At 65.6% G+C, this 12,817-nt stretch carries 14 protein-coding genes; 9 read left to right on the plus strand and 5 right to left on the minus strand.

The window, feature by feature from the left end; all coding sequences use genetic code 11:
- Positions 1–402: 402 nt before the first annotated feature.
- From dmpG to H7J06_RS02850, 3 genes are read right to left on the minus strand one after another with little or no spacing between them, the layout of a single operon-like run.
- Positions 403–1,452, minus strand: a complete 1,050-nt coding sequence (gene dmpG / locus H7J06_RS02840) for a 4-hydroxy-2-oxovalerate aldolase (protein WP_011562978.1) — start codon at positions 1,450–1,452, stop codon at positions 403–405.
- Positions 1,449–2,396 carry an acetaldehyde dehydrogenase (acetylating) gene (locus H7J06_RS02845; RefSeq protein ID WP_011562979.1) on the minus strand — a complete coding sequence of 316 codons (948 nt, stop codon included), beginning with the start codon at positions 2,394–2,396 and terminating at the stop codon, positions 1,449–1,451. Before H7J06_RS02845 ends, dmpG begins: the two co-directional genes overlap by 4 nt.
- Positions 2,393–3,208, minus strand: a complete 816-nt coding sequence (locus tag H7J06_RS02850) for a 2-keto-4-pentenoate hydratase (protein ID WP_041310550.1) — start codon at positions 3,206–3,208, stop codon at positions 2,393–2,395. The genes H7J06_RS02845 and H7J06_RS02850 overlap by 4 nt, the downstream gene beginning before the upstream one ends.
- 62 nt (positions 3,209–3,270) lie before the next feature.
- Here H7J06_RS02850 and H7J06_RS02855 point away from each other — a divergent pair, with 62 nt between their 5' ends.
- From H7J06_RS02855 to H7J06_RS02885, 7 genes are all read left to right on the plus strand, one after another.
- Positions 3,271–4,005, plus strand: a complete 735-nt coding sequence (locus H7J06_RS02855) for an IclR family transcriptional regulator (protein ID WP_264036829.1) — start codon at positions 3,271–3,273, stop codon at positions 4,003–4,005.
- Between the two features lie 16 nt (positions 4,006–4,021).
- The gene (locus H7J06_RS02860; RefSeq protein WP_011562982.1) at positions 4,022–4,381 is read left to right on the plus strand and encodes an integrase core domain-containing protein; all 360 of its coding nucleotides are present in this window, start codon (positions 4,022–4,024) and stop codon (positions 4,379–4,381) included.
- A 586-nt stretch (positions 4,382–4,967) separates the two neighbouring features.
- On the plus strand, positions 4,968–5,276 hold the full coding sequence (locus H7J06_RS02865) for a transposase (protein WP_264036814.1): 309 nt from the start codon (positions 4,968–4,970) through the stop codon (positions 5,274–5,276).
- Positions 5,273–5,686, plus strand: a complete 414-nt coding sequence (locus H7J06_RS02870) for a hypothetical protein (RefSeq protein ID WP_264036816.1) — start codon at positions 5,273–5,275, stop codon at positions 5,684–5,686. The genes H7J06_RS02865 and H7J06_RS02870 overlap by 4 nt, the downstream gene beginning before the upstream one ends.
- 258 nt (positions 5,687–5,944) lie before the next feature.
- Positions 5,945–6,193: a hypothetical protein gene (locus tag H7J06_RS02875; RefSeq protein ID WP_236439460.1), complete on the plus strand. Its 249-nt coding sequence runs from the start codon at positions 5,945–5,947 to the stop codon at positions 6,191–6,193.
- Between the two features lie 150 nt (positions 6,194–6,343).
- Positions 6,344–7,651, plus strand: a complete 1,308-nt coding sequence (locus H7J06_RS02880; RefSeq protein ID WP_139334820.1) for an Imm63 family immunity protein — start codon at positions 6,344–6,346, stop codon at positions 7,649–7,651.
- Between the two features lie 263 nt (positions 7,652–7,914).
- Complete coding sequence (locus H7J06_RS02885; RefSeq protein ID WP_046362106.1) at positions 7,915–8,547, plus strand: hypothetical protein; 633 nt, start codon at positions 7,915–7,917, stop codon at positions 8,545–8,547.
- Positions 8,548–8,583: 36 nt separating this feature from the next.
- Here the strand turns inward: H7J06_RS02885 and H7J06_RS02890 are convergent, their stop codons facing one another.
- A complete protein-coding gene (locus tag H7J06_RS02890; RefSeq protein ID WP_052765122.1) occupies positions 8,584–9,675 on the minus strand; it encodes a C40 family peptidase in 1,092 nt (363 codons plus the stop codon).
- Between the two features lie 319 nt (positions 9,676–9,994).
- On the opposite strand from H7J06_RS02890, the gene whiA reads away from it, so the two are divergent.
- Positions 9,995–11,002 carry a DNA-binding protein WhiA gene (gene whiA / locus H7J06_RS02895; RefSeq protein ID WP_076056847.1) on the plus strand — a complete coding sequence of 336 codons (1,008 nt, stop codon included), beginning with the start codon at positions 9,995–9,997 and terminating at the stop codon, positions 11,000–11,002.
- A gap of 446 nt (positions 11,003–11,448) precedes the next feature.
- Here whiA and H7J06_RS02900 read toward each other — a convergent pair whose 3' ends face one another.
- Positions 11,449–11,811 (minus strand): hypothetical protein, encoded by a 363-nt coding sequence (locus H7J06_RS02900; protein ID WP_076056845.1) that lies wholly within the window; start codon positions 11,809–11,811, stop codon positions 11,449–11,451.
- A 59-nt stretch (positions 11,812–11,870) separates the two neighbouring features.
- On the opposite strand from H7J06_RS02900, the gene H7J06_RS02905 reads away from it, so the two are divergent.
- Entirely contained in the window at positions 11,871–12,593 is a 723-nt protein-coding gene (locus tag H7J06_RS02905; RefSeq protein ID WP_264036827.1) for an 8-oxoguanine DNA glycosylase OGG fold protein, read from the plus strand.
- Positions 12,594–12,817: the final 224 nt, after the last annotated feature.

Raw genomic sequence — 12,817 nt, forward strand, 5'->3', positions numbered from 1 at the left:
ACGCTCGACCGTCGTCATCGGCAAGGCCGCTGCTGGTGATGCACTCACCCGTCCAGAATACCGAACATATGACTATTTATTTGCGAGACACACCACTAGGACAATTACGTCTGACCCGCAGCGAAGACCTGACACCCGCGCTCTACACTCAATGTCGGTGCAGCTAGCCGCGGCGGCGCGCACGCCTCTCGTGTTCACACACACCGGGCCGTCAGATCATGATGAGAAGCACACGCATGCCTCGCGGCCTTACTCACACGCGACTCGGAGACACATCCTCTGTGCCCGGTCCGCCAAGCGTCGTAATCGGCTCGACGGATGTGACTGACACCTGATTCACGAAGTCTGCTGCGCAGCAGCCTCTTCGGCAAAGGAGATGCCTCGCGCCCAAATCACGACATGCTATCGGCGTAAGTTCTGTTGTAGATCGAGCGCGATGTCGGGGATGAGGTCTTCCTGTCCTCCGACTAGTCCGCGTTCGCCGACCGCGAGCAGGATCGCACGAGTGTCGAGGCCGTACTGTTTCGCGGCGGCTTCGGCATGACGCAGGAAGCTCGAGTACACGCCTGCGTATCCCAGGGTGAGGGTCTCCCGGTCGACTTGGACCGGCCGATCCTGCAGCGGTCGGACGATGTCGTCGGCGGCGTCCTGCAGCCCGAAGAGATCACAGTTGTGCTTCCAGCCATGGAGATCGGCCACGGCGATGAACGGCTCGATCGGGCAATTGCCCGCCCCGGCGCCGTGACCGGCCAGCGAGGCGTCAACCCGGGTGACACCTTCCTCAACGGCCACCACGGTATTGGCCACCGACAACGACAGATTTTGGTGCGCGTGAATGCCGATCTGCGTACCGGCATCGAGCACGTCGCGATACGCACGCACCCGGTCCCGGACACTGCCCATCGTCAACCGCCCACCGGAATCGGTGACATAAACGCAATGCGCGCCATAGGATTCCATCAGCTTGGCCTGGGCAGCCAGATGTGAGGGTTCGGCGAGGTGCGACATCATCAGAAACCCGGAAACATCCATGCCCAGTTCGCGGGCCGTTCCGATGTGCTGTGCCGAGACATCGGCCTCGGTGCAGTGCGTTGCGACCCGGACCGAGGTCACCCCCAGTTTGTAGGCGTGCTCGAGTTCGCGGACCGTCCCGACCCCAGGCAACAGCAGAGTCGTGAGTTTGGCGCGGTGTACGACGTCTGCGGCCGCTTCGATCCATTCCCAGTCGGTGTTGCTCCCGGGACCGTAGGTCAGGCTGTGCCCGGCCAGGCCGTCACCGTGGGTGACTTCGATGGCGTCGACTCCGGCAGTGTCGAGTGCGCCTGCGATCGCCGCGACCTTCTCCGGACTGATCCGGTGGCGCATGGCATGCATACCATCGCGCAGTGTGACGTCCTGAATGTAGAGCGCCGCACCCTCAGTCGCATGGGGCCGGCTAACCGTCTCAGTCATCGCGTGGCCTCCTGCACAGTGTTCGCCGCGATCCGCTCGGCCACCTGTAGTGCCGCCGAGGTCATGATGTCGAGATTGCCGGCGTAGGCCGGCAAGTAGTGCGCGGCACCCTCGACTTCTAGGAAGACCGCCACCTTCCACAGCCCGGGCCCCTTGTCGACTCCTCCGGTCAGGGTCGCGACGGACTCGGCGTCGTCGAGCTGGGTGAACTGCACTTCCTGTTTGAGTCGGTAGCCCGGCACGTAGGCCGACACCTTCTCCACCATGTCTATAACCGACTGCCTGATGCGGTTCTGATCGGGATCCGTCACGAGAGCCAAGACGGTATCGCGCATGATCAACGGTGGCTCCGCGGGATTGAGAACGATGATCGCCTTGCCGTGTGCTGCTCCGCCTACCTTTTCGATTGCCGCTGAGGTGGTTTGGGTGAATTCATCGATATTCGACCGTGTTCCCGGACCCGCCGATTTCGACGCGATCGAGGCGACGATCTCGGCGTAGTGCACCGCCGTGACCGATGAGATCGCCGCGACGATAGGGATCGTCGCCTGACCGCCGCAGGTGACCATGTTGACGTTCGGCGCACCCAAGTGGTCGTCGAGATTCACGGCAGGCACGACGTAGGGACCGACTGCAGCGGGAGTCAGGTCGATCAGCCGCTTGCCAAAGGTACGCAACGCTTCCTCGTTGACGAGATGCGCTTTCGCCGACGTGGAATCGAAGATGATGTCGATCTCATCGAATTCGGCGTGCTCGATCAAACCCTGCACACCGGTGTCGACTGTGCCGATACCCATCCGGCGGGCACGAGCCAGACCATCCGACGACGGGTCGATGCCGACCAACACAGCGATCTCGACGTTGGTCGCCAACTTCTTCAATTTGACGACTAGGTCGGTACCGATGTTGCCCGAACCGATGACTGCGACCTTGGAGTGACTCATGGCTTACCGGCCTCGCTCGAAATGGTCGTGAATCTGGCAGTGACACTGCCGATTCCGGATATCGTTGCCGTATACGTCGATCCGGCAGTGACAGGAACCATCGGTCCGAGCGCACCGGAGAGGATCACGTCGCCTGACCGCAACGGCGCCCCATACTCCAAGCTGGTCGCCGCCAGCCACGCCAATGCTTCCCACGGACTACCCAGGCAGTCCGCCCCCTTGCCTCGCGAGACCTCTGCTCCGTCTGCGCTAACGGTCATCGTGACCTCGGCGAGGTCGGGAGCATCGACTCGGTCCACTCGCTCCCCCAGCACGTAGAGTCCCGCCGACGCATTGTCAGCGACGGTGTCTGCGAGGCTGATGTCCCAGTTCGCCACTCTGCTGTCGACGATCTCGAATGCCGCGAAGACCCCGTCCACGAACTCCGGCGCCTGCTCAGCAGTGATCCGCTCGGCAATGTCGGCTCGAAGAACGAAGGCGATCTCGGCCTCGATCTTGGGTTGCAGCAAACGCGTGATGTCCACCGCGGTGTCGTTCGTACAATCCATGTCGTCGAGCAGCACCCCAAAGTCGGGCTGATCGACCCCGAGTTGGTGCTGCACCGCCGGCGACGTTAACCCAATCTTGCGTCCGATGATGCGCCTTCCCGACGCCAGCAGTACCTCAATGTTGCGAGACTGCACCCGATACGCGGCGTCGATGTCCTCCCGTCCGATCAGATCACGAATTGGCGCACACGTTTCGCCCGTCTTCGATGCCTGAGCGAGCCGATCGGCCGCTTCGCTGATCGCCTGGGAACACACCGATGTCATGACAACCACGCTATGGACGCCTCGCGACCGTGGCTAGGATAAATCCCATGTCACGGGATGGGGTGTTGTCGCAGCTGGAGAAGTCCGCGCTGGTGCTCGACGCATTCCCTGGCGGATCCGCGCTGACATTGGCCCAAGTGTGCACCAGGACCGGACTTGCTCGCTCGACAGTCCACCGCCTCCTCGTTGACCTGGCCACGCTTGGATGGATCGGCCGCTCCGGCAACACCTTCGAACTCGGAATCGGCCTGTTCGAACTCGGCGAACGCGTCGCCGTGAAGCACCGTCTGCGCACGGCGGCGATGCCGTTCATGCAAGACCTGTACGCCGTGACCGGCCAAACGGTGCACCTGGCCGTGCGCAATCGATTCGATGCGGTGTATATCGAGAAGCTGTCCGGCCACATTCCGCTACCGCTGCCCTCACAGATCGGCGGACGGCTCCCCCTTACCTGCACTGCGGTGGGCAAGGCGTTACTCGCATCCGAGACCGCGGAGTTGCGCATCGAGGTCCTCGCCCAACCCTTGCGTCGTTACACCGTGAACTCCATCACCGACCCCAAGAAACTTGCCCGCGAACTCGACGACATTTGCCGTACCGGAGTTGCGGTCGAACGCGAGGAATCTGCACTCGGCGGATGCTGTGTCGCCGTCCCAGTTCTGCTGGACGGCCAGCCAATCGCGGCCCTATCGGTGTCCGTTCCGACCGAACAGTTCAGACCTGAACTCCTCGCCCCAGCCGTGCGCACGGGAGCATTGGCCTTAGGGCGCGTTCTCGCCAGAGCCGCAGCACCATGACCCCCTGGACAACGCATTGGCCGAGACCACCGTCGGATCGTTCAGAACGAAATCGTCCGCCGACAGGGCCCGTGGCGTGAACCAGGCCGAGCTGGCGACCGCGGAATGGGTCGTGTGCTTCAACACCGAACGCCCGCACAAGTATCTCGACGACTTCACCCCGAAGCCGTCGAGAAGCTCTACTACGATCACAGACGCACCTCACCAAAGGCGGGGACAACGAGAACAGTCTCCTGAAACGCCGGGACGGGTCAATCAGCAAAAGCACCGTGAAGTTCCACATCGCCAAATACTGCGCAAGCTCGGTGTGAACTCGCGTGCTGAAGCCGCAGCAGCGGTGCTCGAGATCAGAGGTCCGACGCAGCGTCCCAAATAAGCAGCTACACAACGGCCAACACGACTATCTCATTCGCCGCGGCTATTAGGACTAGTCGGCGGCGATGGTGCGCATACCGACGCCGATACTTTGTCGTCGGCTTGGAAAAGCAGGTGAAGTCACGCTGGCCGCTACGGCGACGATGTGGAGGCGTACCTCCGATAAGTCTGTGCTACTTGAACGCGTTGGCTTTGCCTTTGCGGCAAGTTCTGGCACAAGAGAACCGCCGCCAGCCAACACCTGATTGTGCCTGTACCACGCCTAAATATGTGGGGCTGCAATTATTCTGGGTGTCACCGAAGTACGGCCCCACCCCTCTCTGTCAACCTGGGTTGAGGCACCCGCTCCCTGACAATTAGTGACCCGAGGGCGGGGATGGAGAGACTCCCCGAAATGACAAGCAAGGTGACGACGTTGGCGCGCGCGGCCGGGATGAATGATCCTGGTCGGGTGGCTGACGATGTAACGCAGCGTCCCGATCCCGAGGTGCCCGAGCGGGCCCGGCGGCGGACGTTCGGGTCTGCTGCACGAACAGGTGACATCTGAGTTGGCTTGCCCAGCGTGGGCAGGCTGGAAGGATGTCCTTGTGCCCAGGCCCTACCCCCGCGAGTTCCGCGACGATGTCGTGCGGGTCGCCCGCAACCGCGACGACGGTGTGACGATCGAGCAGATCGCCACCGATTTCGGTGTGCACTCGATGACGCTCCACAAGTGGATGCGCCAGGCCGACATCGACGAAGGCGCCAAGCCCGGCAAGAGCACCAGCGAGGCCGGTGAGCTGCGCGAAGCGCGGCGGCGGATCAAACTGCTCGAGCAGGAGAACGAGGTCCTGCGCCGGGCAGCGGCCTACCTGTCGCAGGCCAATCTGCCGGGAAAAGGCTTTACCCGCTCGTGAAAGAGCTCGCCGCCGACGGGATCCCCGTCGCGGTGACGTGCCGGGTACTCAAGCTCGCCCGCCAACCGTATTACCGCTGGCTGGCCCAGCCTGTCACCGACGCCGAACTCGTCGAGGCCTACCGCGCCAACGCCCTGTTCGACGCTCACCACGAGGATCCCGAGTTTGGGTACCGCTATCTGGTCGAAGAAGCCCGCGACGCCGGGCAGCCGATGGCCGAGCGCACAGGATGGCGAATCTGCTCGCAGAATCGACTGTGGAGCGTGTTCGGCAAGCGCAAACGCGGGAAGAACGGCAAAGTCGGGCCGGCGGTGCACGACGATCTGGTCGGCCGCGATTTCACCGCCGGGGCGCCAAATCAGCTGTGGCTCAGCGATATGTGCCGGCGCCGCCATGGTGAGCAAATGTAGCCTGCCGGCCGAGCGGAGCGAGTCCCGCAACCTCGCCTCCGAGCGTGCGGAGCGTTCTGACCAGGGAATACGACACGTCCCGCCCACGGCGATCGCAAGCCCGGCCCTGAGCTGCGGTGCATTGACCAGGCGGCCGGCGTCGCGCGCCCGGCGCCGCCAGTCTGGTGCCCCGCACTACGGGGACGTGACACCTGCGCTGGTCAGGTGCCAAAAAAGATGTGCAGAAATAGCCCGGCGCCACGTCTTATGGTGGAGACCATGGCCGACAACGTGCTGCCGATGCACCGTGCTGGCCGCGGGCGGCGCGCCCCGGTCTCCGGGCATCTCTTCACCGTCAAAGACGTCGCCGACGCCAGCGGACTACCGCAGCCCGCCATCGGCCAGCTCGTCGGTCGCACATGGACTGACCAGGGGTGGATGTTCACCGCCGACCAGATGCAACTGGCGATCGACATCGCTGCCGAACGCCGCGCCCAAGCCTCGCCCGCCGGATCAGACACCAGGTAGCAGCGCAGCAACCCCAGCGCACTCGGGGCGCGCGGCCGGTTCGCTGCAGCGTCGCCGTCGACCGCCCACTGTCTGCCGAGGAAGAAAAACCAGTGCTCGCGGGCAGAAACCGGGTGAGCCGACGGTAAATTAACCAAGGTGTCGCGATTCGTGATCAAGCACGTACAGGCCGGTCCGCCGGAACTGGCTGCACAGGTGCCAGCTACCGCATCCACAGTGCATCTGCGCCTCGACGAGACCACGGGTGACCCGGTGTTCCACGCCGCCCTCGACGAACCGTGGAAGATCTATCTCCACGACCCTGCTGCCGCGGCCGGCCTCCCCGCGCAGCGGCTGGGCCGCGACGACGCCGGAGCGTTCGCGTGGGTCACCGAAGTGACCGTGTGGCCGCACCGGCAAGGGGACCAACCGCATCCCGGCATGACCGACTTCGCCATGAACCTCACCTACGTCCTCGATGCGACCCAGGCCTCGGAAACCCCCAATGAGCATCCCCTCGCCGTCATCCTCATCGACGATCTCCCCGACGAGCTGACCGCGGACCCCGCCGCCGCACCAGGCGACACCCACGTGGTCACGCACACCGACACCGGACAGCGATCGGACGTGACCGCAGGCAGCGAGGAGACCCAGAAGTCGGCAGTCATGACTGCACAACCCAATTCGGCGGCATCCGCCGGCGGGCTCATCCTGCACAGCCTGAGGACCAACGGCCAACTGAGCATTGATATGCCGGTCGACGCCACCCTGGTGCGCCCCCTCAACCCCGCCGAAGACACCGCGCAACGCTGGCTCGTGACACTGGGCCGCCCCGCGCGCTACGTCGCGCAGGAACACACCGGGGCCCAACGCGCCAAGACCATCTCCGATGTCGTGATCACCGCCGACACCGAAGCCGCTACCTGGATCACCGGCGACCGCAATCGCACGGTACGCATCGCAGTGGTCACCGGTGACGACCTCGGCCCCGGTGGCCCGACCGTGGCCGAGATCGGCACTGCCACCGTCGATGTCGTCGGGCAACCGCCCCGCCACCAAGACGCCCAAGGTGACCAAGACCTGCCCGGCAGGCTACGCGAGCGCAACGCCAATATCCGTGCCCAACTGAGCATCTGGATCGCCCGTCTGACCGTCGTCGCCGGAGAACGGCCCCGCGGCGCCCCGCTGGAGATCCCCAGCGCGCTCGCTCAGCCAGGCTATTGCCTCGATCAGGACGAGCTGATCTACCGGCCGCAGACCGCCCAGCCTCAGGTGACGACCCACGACGACGACGAGCTGCTCTACTGGATCGTCTCCGACGTCGCCCGCTCACTGGCCAGGATCTGGGTTCGGCGTGCGCCGTCCTACCGCGGCGACGGTGACGAACGCTCCCGAACGCTGCTTCACCAGAGGTGGTGGACCCTGATGTCGGCGCTGTCCACCGACTGGGGCGACCGCGCGGCGGATAGCCGGGTGTGACCGGCGCTCCTTCGCAATCGATCAGCCGGTGACGGAAACAAACACTCGGCGAGGTACTTCTCCAGTAGCGCCAGGCCGCGGGGCTTCCCGATGCCCCGTGAGGTGACCCAGCCTGGCGCTCACCGCAAGGAGGAGCACGCGCATGGCGTCGGACAGGGCACACCCCGGCCTATCGAAGCGCCGGGTCGGCACCGCCGCAGTGGGCGCCCGGGGCGGACCATGGACCCCAGTTCGACCCATCACGTCGGCCGCGTCGAGGGCGCATGTGCAAGTCAGCTGACGAACCGGGCGGCCCGCGGCGGTGCGCCGCAGAAGCGCGTACGCACTACCAACGGTCGGCGCAGCGTGTTGCCGAGCTGGAGCGTGAGTACGACCGCCTGACCGCCCAGCTCGATGCGCTCACCGCGCAACGCGAGTCCGTGGTGGGGGACATCGACGAGCAGGGGGCCGTGCTATTCGAGCAGCTCACCGGGCATCGACCCGTCACCATCACCAACACCCTCGGTCACGAAGTCACCACCAGCTTCACCGTGGGCGAGCACACCCCGAGTGTGAATCTGCGATGGTCGGGTCGACAGAAGTGGGGTTCGTGGCATCACGCCGCCGACCTTGACGCACCGATCGCTCACGCGCTGGCCGTTGCCCTGGAGCACTGGAAGAACAGTGACCGGCTGCAGCGCATCAAAGTGCCCCACGGCAGTAAAGAGGTCAGCCTCGGCTCTAGTTCCAAGATCAAGAACGGGGCAGCGCTCATCGTTATCGACATGCTGGAGACCGACGCATACCGCGGCTCGACCGGTTACCTGGACCTGGACCGCAAGGCAATCAAACGGCTAGCGGCCGAACTCAAGATTGGCAGTCAGCAGTTGCTCGACCTTGAGCAGGAGGCCTCGTAAAGACGCTGGGAGACAACATGAGTGCGATGCGTGCGGTTAGAAGATGCGCTTGACCACGACATCGGTGGGCATCGCCGCGATGCGCACTACATCGCCGCGTTGCGGGGCGTGCACCACCTGACCGCCGCCCAGGGCGATCTGCACGTGCTCGGGGCCGCGGCTGCTGAACCGGGAGAACACGAGGTCGCCCGGCTGAGCGTCGGCGGGGTTGATCCGCGTGCCCAGTTTGATCTGGTCGTAGGTCGTCCTGGGGATGTTCTCTCCGGTTGCCTGCGCGGTGGCCCACTGCGACAACCCCGAGCAGTCGAACCCGCCGCCGGTGGGGCCGTTGGCGTTGCCGCCGCCCCACACATACGGCAGCCCCTGCGCAGTCAGCGCCTTCTCCGCCATCCGCCGGCCGGCCTCGCTGCCGCCGCGCCCGGACGGCAGCGCCGAGGCCGAACGCTGCTCACCGGAGGAGCTGTCCTTCGTCGAGGAAGCCGGCGAGAACGCTGACGCCAAGCTCGCCGCCGGAGAGGACAGCGCACTCAACGGTGAACCGCCACCACCGCCGCCGGGCATCCCCCCACCACCGCCGGGCATACCACCGCCGCCGGGCATACCACCGCCGCCGGTCATCCCGCCGCCGGCGCCCTGCATCGCCGCCTTGGCCTGTTCGTAATAGCGCTGGGCGAGACGGTCGACGAGCACCCGGCGCAGATCGGCCGGCGGCATCTGCGCGCGCACGGTATTGGCGCCATTGCCGACGGCATCAACCTTGGCTTGCAGCACGCCCAGCTGTCCCATGGGCGTGCCCTCCACCGGGGCCAACTGGCCGCGCCGGTCGGCGTAGGTGTCCTGGGTGCCGTTGAGCTCATCGCGGGCTGCGGTCACATTGGCCGCTGATTCGTCGACGACGGGCACCAGCGAGGGGTCGACCTCGGCCAGGGCGGCGCTGATCTCAGCCTGGCTCTTGCGCTCGTCGATCAGTTTGTCGATGAAGGTGCCCAACCCGCCCGGAAGGGCATTGAGACGCTGCTGGATCTGGGCGGGTACCTGCGACGGCAGTGGGGCCGTGACCGGCGTGCCCTCGCCCAACAGCCCCCGCAACTGGTCGAGGATCTGGGTTACCTCATCGCCGGTGCTCATCGCCGAGGGACCTCGACGGCGCAGAGGTTGAGCGCCTGGCGCGCTCGATCAGCTGTGTCAGCCACGCGGTGCTCCCTCCCGTGTCGAGATCAATATTCCCACGACTGGGGATCATGTCGTGGTTGTCGCACGTCACGTCTTCTCGCGGGTGTGGTTCGATTCGCCACTCCCACCGCGGGCCAGTTATCGAAACTCGTCCCCTGTCGGGGCCAGGTTGGGTCCACAACCTGGGGCATCATGAGGCGAGCACGGTCTCACGGACCGGTCATGCACACGCGTCGGGCTCCGCCGCGGCGAGCACACTCAAGGAGAACCCACGATGACGGCAACAGGCGATGCGAAAGCAGAACTGAGCCAGCTGGTGGTGCGCTCACCCTCGGCCCGCAAAGCCGAAGTCTCGGCCCTGCTCAGATTCGCCGGCGGTCTGCAGGTCGTGCACGGGCGGCTGGCCGTCGTGGCCGAGGTCGACCTACTGGGCACCGCCCGGAGGTTATGTCGAGACGTCCATGACCTCTTCGGACAGACCCCCACGATTCGGCCGGTCGCTCCGGCCGGCGGCCGCGGTGAGAAGTATCTGGTACGGGTCACCGACAACGCCGAGGCCCTCGCCCGCCAGACCGGACTGCTGAACCCTCGCGGTCAGCCAGTGCGGGGCATGCCCGCCCACGTGGTGACCGGTCAGCTTCCCGACCTGGAGGCGGCGTGGCGGGGAGCGTTCGTCGCGCGGGGGTCGTTGGTCGAGAACGGGCGTACGCGCGGCATGGAGGTCAGCTGCCCAGGCCCCGAGGCGGCGCTGGCTCTCGTCGGCGCGGCGCGCCGACTGGGTGTGCAGGCGAAGATGAACGAGATCCGGGGCGTCGATCGCGTCGTTGTGCGCGACCCTGAAGGCGCCGGTGAGATGCTGCGGCGCATCGGGGCGGTCCAGACGCACCAGACCTGGATGCAACGCCGTCAGCGCACCGTCGAACGCGTCCCGCTCGATCGGCCGTCCAACTTCGACGACGCCAACCGCAGACGCTCAGAAGCGGCCGGCGCAGCCACCGCAACCAGGGTGTCCCGAGCACTGGACCTCCTCGGCGCCACCGCACCGGCACATCTCGCGGAGGCGGGGCGCCTGCGGATCGCGCACCCCGGCGCATCGTTGGAGGAACTGGGCCGCATGGCCGAGCAGCCGCTGAGCAAGGACGCACTTGCCGGTCGTCTGCGGCGGCTGCTGTCCGTCGCCGACCGGGCCGCGCGCCAGGCGGGGCTGCCGGACACCTCGGAATACGCGCTTGCCGGCGACAATGCCGTCGCCTCTGATCTGGAAGCACGACGGTCGGGCTGACCGCGACTCCTCGAGTCACTGTCGCGGCCTCGTCTTGCAAAAGGGCAGCTCACAAGCGGTATCCGGGCGTCGAAAATTGGTGCACGTGACCCTCCTCGCGACGTGTGAGGATCTACGTAGCGACCAAAAGGTCCACGTTCGGCGTGGTGGCTGGTCGCGACGAGGCGAGAGGACGGTCAGCCCATGGACGCTGCGACGGGAACGTCGGGAACCAACGACCCGGACTGGACTGTGGTGCGAGACTTCATCCGCGATCTCAAGATCGCGTGCGATGACCTTCACGCTGAGCCGTTCAACCCTCAAGCGCGCGACACCGTACTACGACTCCTTCACAAAGTCAGTCCCGCAGCCGATTCCGCGCTGGAGCGCGTTGCGCGAGCACGCCAAGACCCAGACGCTGCTCACCTTCGGCTGCTCTCCGATCGGTGATCTGAGACAGGCCCGGCCTAGGGCTGCTGTGAACTGTCCCGTGCCCGTTCGAGTGCGGCGGTGTGCTCGCGGGTGGCCACCGTCAGGTAGTGGACCTGCGCCGTTAGTTGAATGACCGCCTCGATGGCAGCCAGGCCGATCAGTTCGCTGGCTGAGGGATCGGAGTCGGTCTCTTCTGCGATGCGCCGCGTCCGCATGTGGGCATCGTTGGCTTCGGCCCACGCCTTGCCGCGGGCTTCGTTCAGTTTGTCGTAGAGGCTGTTGATCTCCGGTTCAGGTGTGGAAGTAGTCATGGCGCGATCCTCGCTCATGATCGAGACACGGAACAGAATTCGCAGGTCGGCGGCAACGCGCCAGACGCCGCGCGGCCTCACCGTCATGGTTAAGTCGAACCCCGGACAGAGCAGGTTGTGAGCGCAGCACACGGGGGAGGGACCAAATGAGCTACCAGCACGACGGCCAGGCCGCCGAGGAGGCCGCACGCCATGCCCTTGCCGCGGAGCAGCTCGACACCCTGCAAGACCGACTGGCTGCAAAGCGCCGCGCGCTCGGGGAGGGCGGAGTCCGCGGGCACCGCATCGACATCGGCACCAACTGGGGCGAAGCCCTGCCCCCGGCGCTGCGCGACACCACCAGCGTCTCCCGCGGCGACGTGTTCGACCTGGCCGCCACAGGCGACTGGCCGGCAGTGTTCGCCGCCAGCTTCATCTGGGGCACCGGACGCATCGGATACGGGCCACACCGCTACCGCGAAATTGTCGAGGGGACCCATGGGCGACTCGGTGAAATGCTCACGGCCGCTGCAGAAGCCGCACAGCACGACGTCATCGCGGGGTACGCGCAGTTCTACGGCGGGCACGACCCCAAGCAGCGCGCGTCCGCCAACGCCGACGGGTGGTCGCGCATCGACAACTTCGGCCCGGCGTTCTTCACCAAGTTCCTCTACTTCACCACCCCCGGCGCACTGATCCTGGACAACGTGCTCGCCCGCAGAGTCCGCGACCTCGCAGGCATCCCGCACCTCGTCGTCGGCCGCGGCCGATCAGTGGCGTGGAGCCCGTACCGATACGCGGTCTACCTGAAGTGGATGCACCAGACAGCCCACGCGCTCGACGCCGAACCCGACGAGCTGGAGCTGACGCTGTTCACGTTGGCGCAGTAGAGCTTGCGGCCTGGCGCCGCCTGCCAGCATTGCTCACAGGTCTCGAAAGGTGTGGCGCGGGCTAGTCCAGGGAGGTGGGCCTTCCTCAGTGAGTTCGGCGAGGGGAACAGCGATGCTGAGGTGTTCTAGTGGTGTGTCTCGCAAATAAATAGTCATATGTTCGGTATTCTGGACGGGTGAGTGCATCACCAGCAGCGGCCTTGCCGATGACGACGGTCGAGCGT

The sequence above is a fragment of the Mycolicibacterium hodleri genome, from assembly GCF_025822245.1.
Lineage (GTDB): Bacteria > Actinomycetota > Actinomycetes > Mycobacteriales > Mycobacteriaceae > Mycobacterium > Mycobacterium hodleri.